This window comes from Salinibacter sp. 10B (assembly GCF_002954405.1).
Taxonomy (GTDB): Bacteria; Bacteroidota; Rhodothermia; order Rhodothermales; family Salinibacteraceae; genus Salinibacter.
In genome coordinates this window covers 4112085-4132432 of the sequence record NZ_MQWC01000004.1, presented here as the reverse complement: position 1 = coordinate 4132432, position 20348 = coordinate 4112085, and the positions used below count along the sequence as shown (strand labels likewise).

Sequence of the window (20348 nt, the reverse complement as noted above, 5' to 3'; positions counted from 1 at the left end):
AAATTTCAATTTCTGTCATCCAAATCACGTACTCGTGACATTGGTTCGGCCTCGGCTTCCTCCTCAGCCGGAGAAACAGCCCAATCCTCCCCCGGTTCGATTTTTTCACTCCGATGCTGCTATTCCCCCTTCTTCTGACATGCCTTCTCGACGTGGTTTCCTCAAAACTGCAGGCGCCTGGTCTGCCGGCGGCCTCCTCGGGGCCAGAGCGTCCTCCTCAGCGGTCTCCCTGACCCGTCCGGCCGCAGACAACGGATGGGCACGAGGCTCAAAGCTTGGCATCTCGACCTATTCGTACTGGCACTTCGACGGTCCCCCGGTTCCCATCAAAGATGTGATTGACGAAGCCTCGGCCATCGGGGTGGGCGGCGTCGACGTGTTGCACCGGCAAATGCCGCGCGAGACTCCCGAGTACGCCCGGGAGCTTCGTCGCTACGCCTTTTCACAGGGCGTCGATCTGATTTGTCTGTCCATCCATCAGGACTTCGTGACGCCGGACGAACGGCAGCGCGAGCATAACATCAACCACACGAAGTACGCGCTCGATCTCGCTGCTCAGATGGGCATTCCCTGCATTCGCGTCAACTCCGGGCGCTGGGGTACGATCGACTCCTTCGACAAACTCATGGCCGAGGGGGGCAACGAGCCGCCGCTCGACGGCTACACGAGAGAGGACGCATTCCAATGGTGCATCGACGCCTTTAAGAAGTGCGTGCCGGTTGCTCGGGACAAAGGGGTGGTGATGGCACTCGAAAACCACTGGGGCCTTACGAGCTCCGCCGACGGCGTCCTCCGGATCGTAGAAGCCGTCGACTCGCCGTGGCTCCAGGTCCTCGCAGACACCGGCAACTTTCCGGACCAGACCTACTCTCAGCTCGAAGCGCTCGCCTCCCACAGCATTCTGGTGTCCGCAAAGACCTATTACGGCGGCGGGGAGTGGTACACGCTCGATCTTGACTACGAGCGCATTGCCCAGATTTTCCGGGACGCGGGGTTTGAGGGATACGTGACGCTGGAATTTGAAGGGACGGCTGATCCGGGGCCTGCCGTCCGGAAGAGCCTGTCCCGCATCTCGGATGCGTTCCGGGCCTGACCTCAACCCCCGTCGGTCATTACACACATCGCCGGGCCTCAATCGCCCCTTTCAACCGGTGTCAATCCCGCATCGGGTGTGGCATGACGCTCTTCGCAAGGACGGCGGTGTCTGTATGAGCCGGAGCTCGGAAATGTATGCTCCTCTTCGGTAAGAGCGGAGAATCTCCCCGTCCCACTATCGTCGCCGACGTGCTCGCCCGTCCTCTCATCTTTTTTAAAACGCCAACAGCTCTTCCACCTTTGGCCGCAGCCGGCCCTTCGCCGAGAAGATCTCGTCCTCCAGCGGCTTGGCGTTGGGCACCGGCAGATCTTCCGCGGCCACCCGCGTGATGGGGGCATCCAGCCATTCGAAGGCCGTCTCGCCGAGCTCCGCCGCGACCTCGGCCCCAAACCCGGCCGTCCGCGTCGCTTCGTGCAGCACAAGCAAACGATTCGTTTTCTGCAGGGACTCCTGGACCGTCTCCCGGTCCCAGGGCACCAGGGTCCGCAGGTCGATCACCTCCAGCTCCACGCCGTGGGCCTCCGCCTGATGGTCAGCCTCCGCCAGTGCCCAGTGCACCCCCACGCCGTAGGTGACAATTGTCGCGTCGGTTCCCGATCGTGCCACCCGGGCCTCGCCGAACGGCAGACCATAGGACCCGATTGGCACCTCGCCGCGGATGGAGCGATAGAGCTTTTTGTGCTCGAAGTAGAGCACCGGATTCGGATCGGCCAACGCGGTGCGAAGCAGCCCCTTAGCGTCATGGGGTGTAGCAGGAATGACTACCTTCAATCCTGGCGTGTGGGCAAACCATGCTTCTCGGGACTGCGAGTGAAACGGGCCGGCCCCAATGCCGCCCCCAAACGGCGCGCGGATGGTCACATTGACGGGCTGCCCCCATCGGTAGTGTGTGGTCGCCAGATTGTTGACGGTCTGGTTGAAGCCACAGGAGATAAAGTCGGCGTACTGCATCTCCACGACCGGCGTGAGTCCCTCGATCGCCAGCCCCATTCCCGCCCCGATGGCCCCATCCTCAATAATGGGGGTGTTGCGGACACGCTCTTCTCCAAACACTTCCACGAATCCATCGGTCACCTTGAATGCCCCCCCATATTCCGCAATGTCCTGTCCCATCAGGACCACGTCCTCATCTGCCCTCATCGCCTCCCAAAGCCCATCATGGATGGCGTCAATGAAGCGCGCCTCCGCCGTATCGACGTCGGACGCCGGCGGATCCGCTACAGGCGATGGGGCAAAGACGGCGTCCCGCTCTGCCTCGGGCGTACTTGTGACGGCAGGCTGGTCGAGCGCCCACTCCGCCCGATCATCAATCTCCGTCTCCAACTCCGTACGGATGGCGTCCAGATCCTCCGACCCAAGCGCCCCCTCCTCCTGCACATCGGCGGCAAACCGATCGATCGGATCCTTCTCTTTCCACTCCGCGATCAGTTCATCGGGCACGTAGGCAGTGCCGGACGCCTCCTCATGTCCGCGCACACGGAACGTCTTCATCTCCAAGAGCACCGGTCCCTGATCCCGGGCATGGGCCCGCGCTTCTCGGACCGCCTCGATCACGGCAAAGACGTCGTTGCCGTCCACCACCGTTCCCGGCATGTCGTAGCCGGCCGCCGCATCGGCAATATCGTCCGGCGCCACCGCTTCCTCCGTTGGCGTGGAGAGGCCGTACCCGTTGTTTTCCACGAGGAAAATGACGGGTAAATTCCAGACGGACGCCAGATTGAGCGCCTCGTGAAAGTCTCCCTCCCGCGTGCCTCCATCGCCGCAGAAGGCACACGCAACCCGATCCTCCTCCCGGTAGCGCAGGGCCTGCCCGATCCCACACGCCACTGGAAGCATGGCGGCCATATGCGAAATCATCCCGATGAGGTTCTTTTCCGGGAGGCCGAAGTGGAATGTGCGATCGCGCCCATTCGTGAAGCCCCCCTCCCTGCCCATCAGCTGGCAGAAGAGGCGCTCCCGGTCCACTCCCCGCGTCGTCCAGACGCCGAGGTTGCGGTGCATCGGCAAGAGATAGTCGCTGTCCTCGAGCGCCCACGTGGCCCCCACCGCAATGGCCTCTTGCCCAATGCCGCTGAACCACTTCGACAGGCGGCCCTGACGGAGCAACGTCAACATCTTCTCTTCGATCGCGCGCGGCTCAAGAAGCGCACGGGCAAGGGCGTGGAGATCAAGATTTTCCTGAGCATCGATCGATGGTGAGGCCATAAAGCGAAAAGAATCGAATGAAACCGAAAATGCGCCGCCCATTGACGTAGTAGGGACGGAGGCATGAACGTTTGCCGCCCCCGGCTCTCTTATCGGTCCAGAATCCAGGACGCCGCCCCACACCAGCAACGAGCTGTCGTCAATCGCTCCCGTTTCCGCCAGTGCTGTTTACTCCAGCCGAAAGGTAAACGTAATCGTCCCCGTCTGATTCTCCTGCGGGGCGCCCGGGGGAAGGGAATTGAATTTCCAGCGCTGCAACGCATCCATCACGGCAGCTTCCAGCTTCGGATCGCCCTTAATCAACGGAATACGCCGGACGATGCGGCCCTCGGGATTAACGGTAATGCGCACCCGGATGCGGGCATTGACCTGCTCGGTATAAGCGGGAAGCGGTGCACGCTCAGGATTGCGGTCGAGGCCTTCGATGTTGTAGGGCGCAGAGGCCTGCTCGGTCGCCCCTTCTCCCGCATCCCCCTGCTGATTTTCGCTCGGCTGCTCGCTGGGCTCCTGCTGATCAGCAATGGTCTCTTCTTCTGGCTGCGGCTCGGTCTGCGGGGGCTCGGCCTCCTCCTCTGTGGGCGGGACTTCCTCCTCGGGCGGATCATTGGCGTCGGGAAGCTCAACCTGCTCAGTCTGAGGCTCCTCCGCCGCCTCCTCCGGTTCGGTCTCAGGCTCAGGCGTCTTCTCCTGCGCTTCCGGGGCCGCCTCTTCCTCGACGGTCTGGGTGGCGTCGACGGGCTGCCCCGGCGAAAACTCTCCAAACTCAACCTCCACGTACCCAAGCTGCCGGGGCGGAGGCTTCGAAGCGGTGAGGGAGGCCGCCAGGAGCCCAATCCCAACGTGAAGGAGGATACTCGCGGTAAGTCCAATCCAATCGGTTCGCGTCATGGGCACCGCACGTGCCGATACGGGAATTTGTCGAAGGAGCTGTTCTGAAGGATTGGACTTCGCACTGTCGGCAAAAGTTCAGTCGTCCCCTCTGTCGCCCATTCATCCGAGTTGGGTCCATCCCTCAGCCGAGTATCGCGCGTGCACCGGGGCGGCGCGGTCGGGCGGCGTATCAGCAAACGTGTAGGCGTCCCGAACAGCCTCTTGTGCTCGCTCCACCGCCTCGGGCGATTGCGTGTGAAGATGGGCAAGCGCCTCCCCGGGCGCAATTGGATCGCCTGGCTTCTTCAAATCCGACAGGCCCGCAACCGGATCGACCTCCTCCTCCTTGGTCCGACGGCCCGCCCCAAGCCCCACCGCCGCGTGCCCGATGGCAAGTGCATCCAGATCGTCGACGTACCCCTTCGCTCCCTCCGGTGCACGTACCACCGCGATCGAGTCGCTATCGGGACGGGCACTCGGGTCGTCGATCAGACGCGGATCGCCCCCCTGTGCCTCGACAAACTGACGGAACCGCTCCAGGGCCGCCCCACTGTTGAGGGCCTGCTGCGCCTGCTCGCGTCCCGCCGAAGCCGACTCCGCCTTTCCCCCAAGCGCAATCATCTCTCCCGCGAGGGCCCGCACAATCATCATGAGTCGCGTGTCGGTGTGCTCTCCCCGAAGACACTCAATAACCTCTACCATCTCCGGCCAGTTTCCCACCGTTCGCCCCAGGGGCACGTCCATGTTGGTGAGAACCGCCGTGGCGGGCACATCGTGCCTCGCTCCGATGGCCGTCATCGTTTCGGCCAGCGATCGCGCCTCGGGCTCTGTTTTCATAAACGCCCCGCGCCCACACTTCACGTCGAGGACGAGGGCGTCATTGCCCTCCGCGAGCTTCTTGCTCATGATGGACGCAGCAATGAGCGGAATGGAGTCGACCGTGGCCGTGACGTCACGCAGGGCGTAGATCTTCTTGTCGGCCGGGGCCACGTCGCCGGTCTGTCCGGCAAGAACGAGCCCAAGCTCCTCAATCTGCCGTCGATACTCTTCTACGGACAGGGACGTCCGGAAGCCGGGAATGGACTCCAGTTTGTCGAGCGTGCCGCCAGTGTGACCAAGGCCGCGCCCACTGAGTTTGGCCACCGGAACGCCGCAACTGGCCACCACGGGAACGAGAATGGGCGACACCTTGTCGCCGACGCCGCCGGTGGAGTGCTTGCCCACCTTGATGCCCGGCACGTCGGAGAGGTCGATGTGCGTGCCCGAATGGAGCATCGCCTCGGTTAGCGCCGCCGCCTCCCCGTCCGAGAGGCCGTTGATGTAGGCCGCCATAAGGAAGGCACTCATCTGGTAGTCGGGCACCGAACCGTTGGTATACGCCTCGACTAGGTCCTTCAAATCCGACGGGGCAAGGGCCTCTCCGTCCCGTTTTGTGGCGATCAAGCGGACGGGATTGAAATCAGACATGGCGGTAAACCGAGATGACATGAACCGTTGGAACGTCCCGCTCGCCCTCCTCCCAGAGGGGGTCCGCAGCGGTACTCCCACGGAAAAAGAAAAGGGCCATCCGGCGGACGGATGACCCCAGTCTCGCAGTTTGGATGGCCCAGCAGCTACTCTTCGTCGTCCTCCTCGTCCTCGTCGTCCTGATTGAGGCCGTAGCGGCGGTTGAATTTCTCGACGCGGCCCGCAGTATCGACAAACTGGCGCCGACCGGTGTAGAACGGGTGATTCGTCGAGTCAACTTCGGACTCGTGAGTGTCTTTGTCCATCGTCGAGCGGGTGACGATCTCGGTTCCGTCCGCCAGCTTGATGGTCACTTCGTTGTACTCCGGGTGCAGGTCCTTTTTCATAACGCAGGCGTGAATGTCAGTCGCTCAAGTTGGGGCGTCGATGTTTAGTACCTTCGCTACACGACGCGCTTTTCTGAAAGTTTCGGGCTGCCGCCACGAAGATGTGGCAAAAGCCTACGACCCCGCCCCCACATGGGACATTGTTGTAGTGCTCACCACTGGGCGTGAAATGGAAAGCGGAGAACGGGAAACGCTCCTTGCTGATGATCGATGCCCGCCATGAACGCCCCTGGAGACTCCGATAGAAATTCCGTTTACTGTTGACCGTCCCCTTTACGCCGTATCCTCCCCAATCCGCTTCCCCGACCATGAGCGCACACGACCTCGCCGGCCAACCGGCGCCGGACTCCTCCCTTATTGACGTCTCTGCTCTGCTCGAAGCCTACCAGACGAAAACGCCGGACCCATCGGTTCCCTCGCAGCGCGTATCGTTCGGGACCTCGGGCCATCGTGGATCGGCGTTCGACACCACCTTCAATGAGGACCACATTCTGGCCATCGCGCAGGCCATTGCGGAATACCGCTCGCAGGCCGGCATTGACGGCCCGCTGTTTCTGGGGATGGACACCCACGCCCTCTCGGCCCCCGCCCACGCCACCTGCATGGAGGTGTTGGCGGCCCACGAGGTCGACCTCCGCATTGCGGCCGACGATGGGGTCACGCCCACGCCTGCCGTGTCGCACGCCATCCTCACCCACAACCGCGACCGCTCGGCCGGGCAGGCGGACGGTATCGTCATCACGCCCTCGCACAATCCCCCCGCCGACGGCGGCATCAAGTACAACTCGCCCACCGGCGGCCCGGCAAGTCCGGAAACGACCTCCTGGATCGAGGATCGGGCGAACGACATACTGGAAAACGACCTGGAGGACGTTGAGCGCCTTCCCTACGACCAGGCGACGGCCGCGGCCACCACACAGACGCACGACTTCCTCGGCAACTACGTGGAGGACCTCGACGCGGTCATCGACATGGAGGCCATCCGCGATTCGGGGCTCTCCTTCGCGGTCGACCCGCTCGGCGGCGCCGGCGTGCACTACTGGACGACCATCGCCGATCACTACGACCTGCCGCTGGAGGTGCTCCGCACGGAGGTCGATCCCACATTCCGCTTCATGACGCTGGACTGGGACGGCAACATCCGCATGGACCCGTCGTCGGCGCCCGCCATGCGGTCGCTCATCGACTTGAAGGACCAGTACGACGTGGCCTTCGCCTGCGACACCGACCACGACCGCCACGGCATCGTGACGGCCAGCGGCGGCCTCATGTCGCCCAACCACTTCCTCTGCGTGGCCCTCGACGCCCTGCTCGAGAGTCGCGACGACTGGTCAACTGATCTCTCGGTGGGGAAGACGGTCGTCACCACCAGCCTCCTCGACCGCGTGGCCGAAAAACACGGGCGCGACGTGCACGAGGTGCCGGTCGGATTCAAGTGGTTCGTGGACGTGCTGCTAGACGAAACGTGCTGCTTCGTTGGTGAAGAAAGCGCCGGCGCGTCCTTCCTGCGCCGCAACGGGCACGTCTGGACGACAGACAAGGATGGCATTATCGCCGGCCTGCTCGCTGCTGAGATTACGGCCCGCACGGGCGAAGACCCGAGCGAGCGCTACGAGGAACTGACGGCAGATCTCGGATCTCCGATCTTCGAGCGCAAGGACGCTCCGGCCACGCCTGCCCAAAAGAAGGCACTCAAAACCCTCTCGCCGGATCAGGTCACGCAAGACGAGATCGCGGGGGACCCGATCACGTCAATCCAAACCAAAGCGCCCGGCAACGATGCCCCAATTGGCGGCCTGAAAGTGGAAACCGACAACGGCTGGTTCGTCGCACGGCCCTCCGGCACAGAGGCCATCTATAAGATCTACGCGGAGAGCTTCAAAGGCGAGGCCCACCTCGAACGACTGCACGAGGATGCGCAGGCGCTTGTGAACCGGGCGTTCGAGGCGTCCCCAATGGTGGAAACCGCGTAGTCGTATCTGGACTTTGCCCCCCGGCCGTCGAGGGCGTATACTCTCCTGGGAGTAACCGCTGGCATAACGCACGGACATGGGCCCTCTGAAAGGCTTGCACCCTCATGGCGTCCTTGGAGTCGAACGGCGTCCTAGACGCAGTTTTAGAGTGCGCCCTGACCGAAGGGAGGAAGTACTTTTAGAGTGCGCCACAGGGCCCCCACGTCCGGCGAATCATCTCGCACCCTCATCGTCCAACGACGCGCCCGGGGAGCCCCCAGGGGTACTTCGCATTCTTCGTCTTCATCGTCCTTCTCGCCCTCGGATCCCCGACGCCTCCGGATCAGGGTCCTCCCCGTGCGGCCCCCGATGGTCCTTCTCTCCGATGCTGAACACGCACGTGCACGTCCCCTGGTTGCTGGTATACACTCTAAGTTCAGCGCCCCCTTCCCAAACGTCTTTTAACGCTTGCCCCGTTGGTACCAGCCCCTGGTAGACCTCCGGCTACCTATTCCCCTCTCTCGCCTATTCTGACAGAGTCGCCCCCTCTCCTACAGTGAATTAACGCGTAAGCCCGTATTTTTATAAACCTGAATCGCTAGAACGGTGTAAATTCAGCCCATTACATCTTCGATGCTGAATGTGACCGTAATCGCTGGAACGGATATGCCTCCTCCCCAAACAGAGCCGGACCCTGCCTCGATTCGTGGTTCGCAGCTCCCAGTTCATGAGAACCTGATCTCCGATCCGTCCACAACGTACATCGCCGACGGATTCACAATGTCTGTCGGAGACCTCTGGTGTAATGACACAGCGTACCGCCTAGAAGGCCCCGTTCAGGACAATTTTCAACACGTCATCCGGATCAGTGTCAATCCGGAAGTAGGGGAAATCTCTGTGGTTGATTACGCTGAGCGTCGGGTTGCACAACAGACCGCATCGCTCGACCCCGGTGACCTTCTTGCCCGCTCTCGCACCAAACTCGACAACGACCGTCCGGCATCGCGGTGCATCTTTTCGTTAATGTCAGGAGACGACCGACTGCTCTACCAGGAAGACTGGTACGTCGTCCATCACGGAGTCGGCTACCGGTTATCGGCGCAATTTACTGAACATAGTCTTCCCATCGTCGGCCCAACGGTAGAGCACATCATCCGAAGCTTCGACCCGCACTTCCCCCTCCGACGCCGCTAGTCTCAATCCGCCACAGAGACGAGGATCCCGAATTGGGCGGTCGTGAACGTCCATTCCCCCCTCAATCGGGAATACCCGTATTTTTACCTGTTATCTATTTTCACTATTTGAACATTTACCCTCCGTTCTGCACAATTGACTACACATCGTGAGCAACGATCTTCCCGAGTACTATCAAAATCTCGCCTCGTCGACTGACCAACACCCCGACAATCAGCGAAACGCACCGACAGCATCGTTGACGGCCGAGCCTTGCCCGTACTACGCAGATGCGTTTCACTGTACGCTTCCGCACGACGGGTGGACCGATCGGTCCACTCACATGCTCACAGGGCCTACGCACGATGGACTGACGCATCGACTTTCTATTACGACAATCCCCGACGTCGAAGCGTCAGACGCATCTGCATTGGCCCAGCACGAGCGGGGGCGTCTGACTGAACAGCTCGACGGGTGTCGTATCCTTATCGACGACCCCATCTCACTTGACTGTGGGCACCCTGCCCACCGACTGATCTACCGTTGGCACCCCGACGCTCATCGGACGCTCTACCAGGAGCACATGTACGTCCTTCATAAAACCACCGGATACGTGCTGATCGCCGGTTGTACGCCCAAAACGCGGAAGACGCTTGGTCCCAAGATCGAACGAATGATGCGAACCTTCCGCCCTGTTGCCCCTGAAGACGAAGCGTGATGGAGCGCGCCTCTCCGTTCTCTCCTCTTCTCCCTATTGCGATTTCTCAAAACATGACTGACGATTCGTCCTCTCGGACCGCTCCTGCATCGGATCCTCCCTCTGACGTCCAAATTGATTCGGAGGTTGTCACGACTCCCCGGGAAGATCCGCACTCCTCGTCGAGCTCTCCCCTGCCGTTTCGGCTCCTTTTCGTCAGCAACCTCACTCCCCAACGCTCACCCGCCGACTGGTCGGAAACGGACCGCCGTCACCATATCGGTCCAAAAACCGTAGCGGACCTTCAGGCTGAGCTTGGGCCGGAGCTTCAGGTAGAGGTTCCCAATCGGCTCAGCGATCAGCCGGACCAATGGACGGTTTCACTTTCTTTCCCAACCCTGGAGGCGTTTTCCCCACGGCAGATTGCCCAGCAAATGCCACCGACGGCTCGCCTGCTGTCCGTCCGCTCGCTCGTCCAGAAGGTCAAAACTGGCGAACTGAGTCCGACGGCGTTTCGGAACCAGCTAGATGAGATCGATTTCAGCATCGACTGGGCCGACGAGTTGTACCGGCTTCTTAATGAGGAACCGCCACCGGCAAACGGCAATTCGCGCGAAGTGTCGTCCCCGCAGCAACAACCGGAGGATGCTCTCGACCGCGTCATGAGCATGGTGGATACCGGCGATACCCCTGAGCCGGAGACGACTCCTCCTGCGGATCCGGCCCCGATCCGCGACGCTGCTGACTCTATTCTCCATCGGCTGGATTCGGCAATCGCGGCGCAGGTGCACGCCGTACTCACGGTGCCGGAATTTCGGCAACTGGAGGCTGCGTGGCGAGGGCTTCGCTTCCTGGAGTCCCACATTGACCTGAATGGCAATGTCGATCTTCTCGTGCTTCCCTGCAGGCGCGCTGACCTGCACGACGCCCTGCACCACCAGGTGCTACAGCCCGAGCACAATGAAGCAAACGACGAGCCGCCCACCTCCCTGCTGATGATCGACCACGCCTTCGGGCATTCACACGTCGAGGTCGATCAACTAGCTGATCTCGCGGGGACGGGGCAAAGCCTTCAGACCCCCGTGGTGGCGTCGGTGAGCGCAGACTTCTTTGGCCTGGAGCACCTGCGGGGCTTGACCCAGTTGCCCTCTCTTCGCCCGCACCTGCAGGGAGACGAGTACATCAAGTGGGACCAGCTCCGCTCGGAAGACGCAAGCTCCTTCTTATCCCTTGCGCTTCCCTCTGTACAGCTCCGCCCCCCTCATACGAAGAGCGCCTCCGATTCCGTCATCGCTGTAGACGAGAATGAGGGGGTGTTTGGCAGCGGAGCGCTCGCAGTGGGCGTGGCCGCGGCCCAAAGCTACGCAGAAACCGGATGGTCCACGCACCTGACGCAACAGACGTTCGGCTGCGGGGGATCTGCCAACGACGCCTCTTTGCTCTCGGCCCAGTTTTCGGGAAGTATGCAGTCAGAGTTGGCCCGGGCCGGCTTCGTCGTTCTGGACGAAACCGACGACGGTGATCTTCGCATCGCACACGCTCCGTCAGTCCACGAACCGACGGTCTACGACGATCCCTCCGCCGCCGCGGAAGCCCGGGCGGAGGCGTCCCTTCCGTGCCGCTTGTTTTTGGCCAGGGTCGCGCACCGCCTCTTCACGCTGCGACGCACATTGGACCTTACGGCGCCGCTGACTGACCTACAGGCGCGGGTCGCCGCTGAAATGAACGACGTGCTGGAACCGGACACCGTACGCGTTGAACACGTCTCCGATGTGGATCTTCCCAACCAAGAGGTTCTGGCCGTCCGGCTACGTCCTCCCGATCGGATTCTTTCGGCGAACGCTCGGCTGGCGATGGTGCTTCGCGTGCCAGCCGACTCCTGACCGCTCGGACGATGGCGGGCGTGGGGGCTTGTCGGAGCTCGAAGAGAGACTCGCCCCCTCACGCCCTGTGACGGACCTCGGGGTGCCCCTATCGGAAACGAATATACAGTCGGCCGTCGGCGTCTGGACGCGGCGATTCCCAGAACCCCGTTTCCCGCCTGTTGCCCACAGAGCTCCTTTTCGATGCAACTCAGTGCAATTCGGCATCGATGCGGTCGAAATAGAAAACGCCCCTGAACCGGCCTTCAGTGCCGCTCAGGGGCGATTACCGCTGAAAGAAGCAGTGCCCGAGGAGGGACTTGAACCCTCACGCCCTGTGAAGGGCAACGGATTTTGAATCCGTCGCGTCTGCCAATTCCGCCACTCGGGCTGGCATGTCGAAGGCCTTGCACAACGACGATCCATTCGGGGAATGAATGCCCTCGGTGTGCATGCCCATCAGAAGTGCGACTGTCGAATTGGAAGCCCGGACGTAGGTTCCGGGCTCCGCCCCAAATTACGACGCCGCGCGGGGAAGAATATTGTCAAATTCGAACGGCTCCACCTCTCGCCCCGCGTACACGTTCCAGTCACTGGACCCGTAGCGTTCGAGTGCCACGAAGCCCTCCTCCCCGTCGTACACCCAGTAGTGTAGCTCATTCGTCCGGTCATCCACCGTGCGCGTGGCCGGTCCCTCCTCGGAGAGAACGTACTCTTGTCCATCGTACGTTACTGTCGTGGGCGGTTCCTGCTCGCGCACCACGGCCCGGAACGGCTCCCCATCGGCCGTTACCGCCGTAATCTCCACGGGCTCGGACAGGAGAAAGACATCGCCGTCGTCGTACTCGTACTCCAAAAACATCAGATCGTCCCCGGTCTCCAGCGTCCATTCGTCGGCGGGCCAGCCCTCGTAGTCGTACTTGGCGTGCTTGGTCACCTCCCACGTGCGCATCTCGTAGTCGAGCATATAGCCCTCACGCAGCTGGTCGAGCGAGGGATCCTCAATGGGGTCCTCCGAGGACGTGTCCTCGTCTGCACTGCCGCCGAAGAGTGAATCGAAAAAGCCCATGGGGTTGCGTGGATGTGTGAAGTAGGAGATCGATGTGTGTAACGAACCGCCACCAGAGGCAGATCCTCCGGCACCGGCCCTTCAGTTCCAGTACCGCCAGCCGTCGAGGTAGGCGTCCAGCACACGGGGACGATCGAGCGTCGACGGCTGGTGATCGGTGTCGGGGCGCAGGTCCTTCGGAAAGTGAAAGAGCCCGGGCAGGATGGCCGCGTTTAGGTACCGGGTGTCCACCGACGGCCCCGCGGCATCCGGGTCCAGCGGACGCTCGGCCGCTAGAACGAATCCCCACTCCCCAAACGACGGCACATTGACGTGAAACGGATAGGTGTGCGGGAAGTCCGCCGCCCCGATGGTCTCGTGGATCGTCCAGAACGCCTCCCGGGCAAAGTACGGACTCGTGGACTGCGCGACGAAAACGCCCTGCCCAGTCAGATGGGTACGGACAAGGCCGTAGAATGTGCGGCTGTAGAGGCGTGCGAGAGAGACGTTGTTGGGGTCCGGCAGGTCGGCCAGGATGACGTCAAAGCGCCGGTCCGTCTCCTCCAGGAACACGAACGCGTCCTGTGCCACGGTCCGCACCCGCGGGCTGTGAAGGCTGCGATCGTTGAGGCGCGTGAGGGCCGTGTGCGTCCGCGCGATCTCGAACATCTTGGGGTCGAGGTCGACGATCACAACCTCCTCGACGCTCTCATACTTCAGGACCTCCCGGGCGGCCAGCCCATCGCCCCCACCGAGAATCAGGACCCGCCGTGGCGCCTGCACCTGGGCCATCGGCACATGAACGAGCGGCTCGTGGTAGCGGGGCTCGTCGAGCGACGAAAACTGCAGGTTGCCGTTGAGGAAGAGGCGCAGGTCCTCCTGCCACCGCGTCATCACGATTTTCTGATACGGCGTCTGCTCGCGGTACACCACCCGGTCCTCATACACATCGTTGCTCCACCGGTCCATAATGGGACCAGACGCAGCCAGTAGTCCGCCCAGCAGCACCGCAGTCCCCGCCGACAAGGCGTACCCCTGCCACTGCGAGCGGCGCTCCAGTCGGTCGGCAAACCACCAGAGGTTCACGAGGCCCACCACGAGATTGAACAGGCCGAGCGTGAGCGATGCCCGAAAGGTCCCGAGCACCGGCAGCAGCACGAACGGAAACGCAAGCGTGGCGAGCAGCGCCCCCAAATAGTCGAACGAGAGGATGTTCGCCAGATTGACGTCCAGCGACTCCTCTCCGTCCATGATGCGGGTCAGAAGTGGAATTTCCAGTCCCGTGAGCGCCCCAATCACCATGATGAGGCCCACCACCACGGGCCAAAACACCGTGCCGTACGCATAGGCAAGGTACAAGAGCGGCACGGCCAGCCCGCCAATCAGCCCGAGCAGGATTTCGACGACGACGAACGAGCGAAGCAGTTTCGTCTTGATGAACCGGGAGATGTACGACCCCAGCCCCATTGACGCGAGGTACAGCCCAATGGTGATCGAAAACTGCTGGACACTGTCCCCCAGAAAGTACGACGCCGTGGTACTGATTAGAAGTTCGTAGACGAGGGAGCACAGCCCGGCCACAAAGACCGAGAAGATCACCACATTCTTGTTGCTCAACACCCGTCGCATCCCATCACACCTTTAGAAATGACTCCTTCGAGGTCCCCACTGCCGCCTCCCTTCCAGCGCCAACACAGAATGCACGACGCCCCCTACTTTCCGCCCCGCAGCCCCCCACCGCGCTGCCCGCTGGAGCGCACACTCCGACGCGAGTACACGTCCACATCGTCATCGTGATACATCACCCGCGGGGGCACCGTCCCTCGCCGGGTCTGCTGCTCCGCCTCCGTCGCCGGCTGGCGGGCGCCCATCACGCTGTAGCCCAGCAACCCGACATACAATCCGCCCAGGACCACGGCCACTGCAATTCGCACAACACGTTCACTCATACCGATGGAAATGGTCTATCCAAGTGCAGAAAAACATCGGTCCCCCTGCCCCCCCCGACGCCCCTCTCTAAAACTCCCCTCCAAGGTCGCCCCCTCCAGCCTCCCATTCAGGCTCGGCGGCACGCTCCTCCGTCTTCACCGCAATCTGACTGCTGCTAATCTCCTCCGTTACCACTGCACTACACTCGTCCGACGGGTCGCCCTCAATGGTAATGGACCGGCTGCCGGACTCCCATCGTTCCTTGTACGTGTGATACCGAATGGAGCGACCGTCCCGTTGGGTCGTCCCGGAATCGTCGAGGCGGAAATCAGCGTCTTCGTACTGAATCTGATCCGGGACGTCGTCCTCCGCCGTCATGACGTCGGCCACGGGCACTTCGGACTCCTGTGCATCGGTGCAGCGGAGGGTGTCCATGTCGATCGGGGTCGACCAGAACCACGCCTCCCAGTCGCTGCCCGCTTCGTATTCACGTTCGAGATAGCGGGGCCGTTTCACCGACACATCCGACGACTGGACCGTCCATTCCTCTGCCAGCCACTCCCCATAATCGTAGTAGGCATGTCCTCGCACCGTCCAGGTGTGCCCCCGGTAGTCGAACTCCGTTCCCTCTTTCAACTGCCCCGAAAGGTCCGTAAAGCCCAGCGAGACCGCCCCGTCGGTGGGAAGGATGACGAGAATCACCCCGAGAAAGAACGCCACATACCCGGCCATCTGCAGGGGGGCTGGATTTCCCCACCAGACCTGCTCCTCCAACTGGATCCCGATGGAGGAGAGCTCCGACATGTCGACGTTGGCCTCGGTTTGGAGCTGGAGGTAGTACGTCCCAGACGACGGCACCTCAAGAGTCGCTTCGTACTCCGTATCATCCTGCTCCCAGTACCCATCGTCGTACCCGGCATAGTGCCAAAACTCTCCCCCAAAGCTGGAGAGATACTCCTTGTTATTGTCCAGCAGCTCAATGGTTACGAAGCTCCAGCGCTGATACCGTCTCCCAGCCCCCTCCTCAATGTACTGCTCCACTTCCACGCCCAGCCGCATGTCCTGCTTTTCAATGGTAATCGGCCCCACAAGCCCCCCGTCGGCCGGAATCTCCTCGTAATACGAAAATCCCCCGGGCCGCAGCGTCAGCCCAATGGCACTGATTAAACAAATGCCGGCAAACCATAGCATGTACTTTCCTGCGACGCCGAGCCAGTCGCGGATGTCGGTCTCCGGAACAAACTTGCGGGCAACCAAGCCCAAGATGGCCCCCGGAATGAGGAGAAACGCGGGCACAAAGAACACCTCGAGCGTCGAGAATGAGCTTGCCGACGGAAGGGACACCGCAATCGCAATCACCACGAGCGCTGCCCCAACGCCGGCACACCCACACCCGTACTGCTGACATCCTGCGCTCTCCGAATCGCCTGTGTCGTCTGCAGCCATGACTGATGTGAAGGATCGTCAGAAGTGAAGATCGGGACCGAAACGGCCTGCTAGAGCACGAAGAAGAGAACCGCGGCAAAGCCAATCGAGACAGCGCCCTCCAGCAGGCCCGCCCCCACATTGCGATCACGGGTAATCTCCACACTGAGATCGCTATTCGGGATGAGAACCCGGTCGAAGAAGAGACGCACGACCACTAGGTAGACAAAGACCAACAGCACATTCCAGCCCAGATACTGCAGGTCGGCGGCCCATCCCAGGAAGTCGCCCGACACGGCCCGCATCACGATAATGCCGATGGCAATGAGGGCCCCTCCAAACCCCACACCGGCCGCCGTATTGTCCTGCTCGATCTGATCGAGAAGCGAGTATGGAGCCATCCAGTCGTACAGCCAGGTAAAGACGATGAGCGCCACCTGCCCGAGTGCGTAAAAGACGAGTGCCGTATGCGGCCCCCCACCTTCTCCCTGAATACTCCCCGCCACGATAAGGGCCGACGCCACGTAGCTGCCAAAGAGCACAGCCCCGGTGCCCGGATTTTGATCCTCAATGAGCTCTCGCTGTGCCGAGAAGCCCCGAAGAATCAGTCGGTCGTTAATCACACGAGACAACAGCAACAGAACAATACCCCCGAGCCCGTATCCTCCCACCAGCAACACGTCCCACAGCAGCGTCGTCGACGGCCCGATGACGGCCCCGATAAAAACAATGATGATCCCGAGGTAGTAGCCCGCTGTGCTAATCGCGAGGGCAGGATTATCTTTCTCCGTCAACTCTTTGTTCAGAGCATGATCTGTTACCAGATCGTTGAGCCACTTGCCCACCAAAAAAAGAGCCACGAACAGAACGAGAAACGCCGCCGGATTTTGGAGGGCCTGCACGGCGTCGGTCAACAGAGAAACGTTCAGCGCGTCCATGGGCAGTGTCCAGAAATGAGCAGAGGGAAGCGTACGCCGGTAGAGCCCCGATTCGCAGACGAGAATCGGTGCGACGATGCGACGGGGGCTCCGATGTTGATTTCAAAGGAACCTAAGGACTGCCGAGGGCGCAATCAAGAGCCCTCCATATGCGCCCCAAATATACTCACGCGTATCTCCGTATTCCGCTGACGCCCAACCAGTAAGACTCACCTTTCCCAATCGGTCTCCGGCGCTCCTTTCAGTGCACGCGCGGTCATGCTGCCGGGAAAACCGACCATAGACACGACCGGCTCCCGGCTCGGCCTCTTCGGCCCGCTTCCTCCATTCGGCGCAAACGTCCCGACAGCGAGGCCAGCGAGCGTCGTCAGTACGAACAGGGTCTACGCCGACTCGGACGGTTCGGGCGTCACACCAGTGGGCACGTCGGCGGGGGTAGACTGCCGCTCCAGCACCACGGCGGGCTCCAGCGGCTGTAGGCCCACCGTGTCCCCCGCTTCATACAACTCTCGGTTGTTGGTATGAACGAGGTACTCATTGCCATCACAGGACACGCGATATGTAATGTCGTGTCCCTTGAAGGCCCGATCGACAATGGTGCCGATGGGCCCTTCGGCGGTCTCTGGCGCGGCAATCGTGAGGTGCTCTGGACGCAAGGAGACGAGAACTGTGCCGTCGGCGTCTCGGTCAAGGCGCACGCGGCCGAGGGGGGTGTCGGCCTCACTGCCAGAGGCCTGAGACAAAAGCAGATTGGTTCGGCCCAGAAACTGCGCCACGAAGAGCGTGCGGGGTCGGTAGTACACGTCTTCAGGCGTGCCGACCTGATCGAGCTGCCCACTCCGCATGACGGCCAACCGATCGGCAAACGACAGTGCCTCTTCCTGGTCGTGTGTGACGAGGACGGCGCTAATGCCCTTGTCTTTGAGCAAATGCCGCACCTCCTGCCGGGTCTCTTCCCGAAGCAGCGCGTCAAGGTTGGAAAACGGCTCGTCTAATAGGATGAGATCTGGCTCGGGAGCAAGGGTCCGAGCAAGAGCCACCCGTTGCTGCTGTCCGCCCGAGAGGTTTTGCGGACGCCGATCCTCAAACCCCTTGAGGTCTACCATCTCCAGTGCCTCACGCGCCCGTTCCGCCCGCTCCGCCTCGGAGCCGTCCCGCAGACCGAAAAACACGTTTTCGAGCACCGTGAGGTGCGGAAACAGTGCATAATTCTGGAATACGAGCCCGATCCCCCGCTTCTCGGGAGGAACGTGCGCACCGTCTCCATCAAGCACTCGATCGCGCATTCGAATGGTGCCCTGCGTGAGCCGCTCCACCCCGGCAATGCACCGAAGCGTCGTGGTCTTGCCACAGCCACTCGGCCCCAGGAGGGCAAAGATTTCCCCGTCCTCTACGTCGAAGCTGACCCGATCGACCACCGGAGGCATGTCGGGGCCAAAACGCTTCGTCAACGCGTCCACCTGGAGAATGGAGTTCATAGTAGATCGATTCCCATCCAAAGCAAGGGAAGAGCACTCCGTCTGCGCCGTAGATCTAATTGCTGCCCCGGCAATACGTTCGGCCTTCACCGTTTCTCCGGATGCCCCTTCCGCATTGTAACGCGGGCGTTTCCTGGGTCGGGACGCCAAACTCATCGCTCACGCACCAGCAACAGGCCAACGAACGCCGCAGACACGCCCATGATGGCGAGAGCATACGGAGCCGCCTCGGCAAACATCGCCGCTTCTGCGTGGCTCCACACCTTCAACGCAAGGGCCCGAAAGCCGATGGGCGACAGCAAAAACGTAATCGGCAGCTCTTTCATCGCCGACAGAAACACAAGGGCCACACTCACCAGCAATCCTTTGCGCAGGAGCGGGAGGGTCGTTTCAACGAACGCCTGAAAGGGCGACCGTCCCAGAGATCGCGCGGCTTCCTCGAGCTGGGGGGAGGCCTGATAAAGAGCGGTTCGGACCGGCCCGATGGCTTCGGCCAAGAAGTGAAGCGCATAGGCCACAATGAGCAGGGTCAGGGTTTGATATAGCGGTGAGACCGTGCGTAGCGTAAAGAAGATGAGCGCAAGGGCAAAGGCCAGTGGGGGAGTGGCGTACCCAAAGTAGGCAAGCCGCTCCAGAACCCGGGTCCCTTTTGACGCACGCCGCACGCCCAGATACGCGATCGGCAGGGCGAGAGCTGTGGCCAGGAACGCGGCGGGAACTGAGGCCGAAACCGACCCAACGAGGGCCTCCTGGAGCCCCGCCCACGGAATGGTCGCTCCGGCTCCCATCCAGTACAGGACCGTAACCACCGGAATGCCAACGGACGTCACGCCCACGACTCCCACGAACAGATAGCCAAGCCATTTCCAGCCCCCGAGCTGGATGCGCGTCGCCGAACGACCGGCCCCGCTTCCGGTCCGGTGCAGCAACAGTCCCCGGAGCAATCGAGCCTCCAAAAACAACACGGCGATCGTCAACACGAGCAGCATCAAGGCCAAACAGGCCGCATAGATGCGATCGTACGAGGCCGTATATTGCAAATACAGCGCATAGCTGAACGTCCGAAACCGCATCAGCGACACAACGCCGAAGTCCCCAAGCACGTGCAGCCCCACAAGCAATCCGCCCGCCAAAAAGCCCGGGCGAAGCTGCGGAAGGATGACGTGCCACAGCACCTCCCATCGGCCATACCCCAGCGCTCGAGCCGATTCTTCAAGAGCCGGATCGAGGTCCAGCAGGGCCGTTCGGAGATTGAGAAACAGATAGGGAAACAAGTAGAGGCTGAGTGCGAGCAAGGCCCCCGTGTATCCGCTCAATCGGGGAATCGTGATTCCGACCCACTGAGCCAGCGTGCCGTGCCCTCCCGTCGTGGCCAGCAATACGTAGGCCATGACGTATCCCGGCACGGCCAGCGGGAGCACGCCGAGCAGGGTGACGGCCCGGCGGCCCCACAGGTTCGTGCGTGCCGTGAGCCAGGCCATCGGAAACGCAATCGCCGTTGTGCACACCAGAACCCCAACGGTGAGCGTGACCGTATTCCAAAGCAGCCACAGCGTGCGGGTCCGAATCACCAGATCTGCCAGCTGGGCCGGCTCCGCCTCTAGCGCCCGCAGCACCAAGTAGGCAATCGGAATCAGAACCCCGACGACCACAAAGAGGGCCGGTGCCCAGAGATACCATTCGTGCACCTCAACCCCAAGTGACCACGGGCGAGCCCACGAAGCCGTCTCGTGCTCCGCCGCTCGCCCGTGCGTGTCCTGGTCTGTAGAAGGATGTTGCTGCAACTCAGGCACAGATACCGTACAGCCAATCTCGTGGTGGG

16 protein-coding genes and 1 tRNA gene are annotated in these 20348 nt (G+C 61.8%); 5 read left to right on the top strand and 12 right to left on the bottom strand.

The features are described from left to right. The first annotated feature begins 139 nt into the window (after positions 1-139). Positions 140-1093: a TIM barrel protein gene (locus tag BSZ35_RS16895; RefSeq protein ID WP_105013539.1), complete on the top strand. Its 954-nt coding sequence runs from the start codon at positions 140-142 to the stop codon at positions 1091-1093. Between the two features lie 216 nt (positions 1094-1309). Here the strand turns inward: BSZ35_RS16895 and BSZ35_RS16890 are convergent, their stop codons facing one another. From BSZ35_RS16890 to rpmE, 4 genes are all read right to left on the bottom strand, one after another. Beyond that, complete coding sequence (locus BSZ35_RS16890; protein ID WP_105013903.1) at positions 1310-3301, bottom strand: dehydrogenase E1 component subunit alpha/beta; 1992 nt, start codon at positions 3299-3301, stop codon at positions 1310-1312. Positions 3302-3469: 168 nt separating this feature from the next. Continuing rightward, positions 3470-4189 (bottom strand): energy transducer TonB, encoded by a 720-nt coding sequence (locus BSZ35_RS16885; RefSeq protein WP_105013538.1) that lies wholly within the window; start codon positions 4187-4189, stop codon positions 3470-3472. A gap of 102 nt (positions 4190-4291) precedes the next feature. Further along, positions 4292-5638, bottom strand: coding sequence for a thymidine phosphorylase (locus BSZ35_RS16880; RefSeq protein ID WP_105013537.1), 1347 nt, complete (start codon positions 5636-5638; stop codon positions 4292-4294). Positions 5639-5784: 146 nt separating this feature from the next. Continuing rightward, positions 5785-6024, bottom strand: coding sequence for a 50S ribosomal protein L31 (gene rpmE / locus BSZ35_RS16875; RefSeq protein WP_105013536.1), 240 nt, complete (start codon positions 6022-6024; stop codon positions 5785-5787). Positions 6025-6332: 308 nt separating this feature from the next. Here rpmE and pgm point away from each other — a divergent pair, with 308 nt between their 5' ends. The 4 genes from pgm to BSZ35_RS16855 all read left to right on the top strand — a co-directional run bounded on the left by pgm (position 6333) and on the right by BSZ35_RS16855 (position 11729). Further along, the gene (gene pgm, locus BSZ35_RS16870; protein WP_105013535.1) at positions 6333-7997 is read left to right on the top strand and encodes a phosphoglucomutase (alpha-D-glucose-1,6-bisphosphate-dependent); all 1665 of its coding nucleotides are present in this window, start codon (positions 6333-6335) and stop codon (positions 7995-7997) included. Positions 7998-8756: 759 nt separating this feature from the next. After that, complete coding sequence (locus BSZ35_RS16865) at positions 8757-9170, top strand: hypothetical protein (RefSeq protein WP_146110142.1); 414 nt, start codon at positions 8757-8759, stop codon at positions 9168-9170. Between the two features lie 148 nt (positions 9171-9318). Beyond that, positions 9319-9867 carry a DcrB-related protein gene (locus tag BSZ35_RS16860; protein WP_105013533.1) on the top strand — a complete coding sequence of 183 codons (549 nt, stop codon included), beginning with the start codon at positions 9319-9321 and terminating at the stop codon, positions 9865-9867. 53 nt (positions 9868-9920) lie between these two features. After that, positions 9921-11729 carry a type VI secretion system contractile sheath large subunit gene (locus BSZ35_RS16855; RefSeq protein WP_181149389.1) on the top strand — a complete coding sequence of 603 codons (1809 nt, stop codon included), beginning with the start codon at positions 9921-9923 and terminating at the stop codon, positions 11727-11729. Positions 11730-12013: 284 nt separating this feature from the next. Here BSZ35_RS16855 and BSZ35_RS16850 read toward each other — a convergent pair. The 8 genes from BSZ35_RS16850 to BSZ35_RS16815 form a co-directional block, all read right to left on the bottom strand. Further along, positions 12014-12099: transfer RNA gene (locus tag BSZ35_RS16850), tRNA-Leu, on the bottom strand. Between the two features lie 126 nt (positions 12100-12225). Continuing rightward, the gene (locus BSZ35_RS16845) at positions 12226-12777 is read right to left on the bottom strand and encodes a DUF4178 domain-containing protein (protein WP_105013531.1); all 552 of its coding nucleotides are present in this window, start codon (positions 12775-12777) and stop codon (positions 12226-12228) included. Positions 12778-12858: 81 nt separating this feature from the next. Then, on the bottom strand, positions 12859-14376 hold the full coding sequence (locus BSZ35_RS16840; protein ID WP_272483064.1) for a polyamine aminopropyltransferase: 1518 nt from the start codon (positions 14374-14376) through the stop codon (positions 12859-12861). Between the two features lie 92 nt (positions 14377-14468). Further along, entirely contained in the window at positions 14469-14705 is a 237-nt protein-coding gene (locus BSZ35_RS16835; RefSeq protein ID WP_105013529.1) for a hypothetical protein, read from the bottom strand. A 67-nt stretch (positions 14706-14772) separates the two neighbouring features. Continuing rightward, positions 14773-16131 carry a DUF4178 domain-containing protein gene (locus tag BSZ35_RS16830; RefSeq protein WP_105013528.1) on the bottom strand — a complete coding sequence of 453 codons (1359 nt, stop codon included), beginning with the start codon at positions 16129-16131 and terminating at the stop codon, positions 14773-14775. Between the two features lie 50 nt (positions 16132-16181). Continuing rightward, positions 16182-17048 (bottom strand): DUF350 domain-containing protein, encoded by an 867-nt coding sequence (locus BSZ35_RS16825; protein WP_105013527.1) that lies wholly within the window; start codon positions 17046-17048, stop codon positions 16182-16184. Positions 17049-17431: 383 nt separating this feature from the next. Further along, positions 17432-18526 (bottom strand): ABC transporter ATP-binding protein, encoded by a 1095-nt coding sequence (locus tag BSZ35_RS16820; RefSeq protein WP_105013526.1) that lies wholly within the window; start codon positions 18524-18526, stop codon positions 17432-17434. 152 nt (positions 18527-18678) lie between these two features. Then, positions 18679-20214 (bottom strand): iron ABC transporter permease, encoded by a 1536-nt coding sequence (locus BSZ35_RS16815; RefSeq protein WP_105013525.1) that lies wholly within the window; start codon positions 20212-20214, stop codon positions 18679-18681. Positions 20215-20348: the final 134 nt, after the last annotated feature.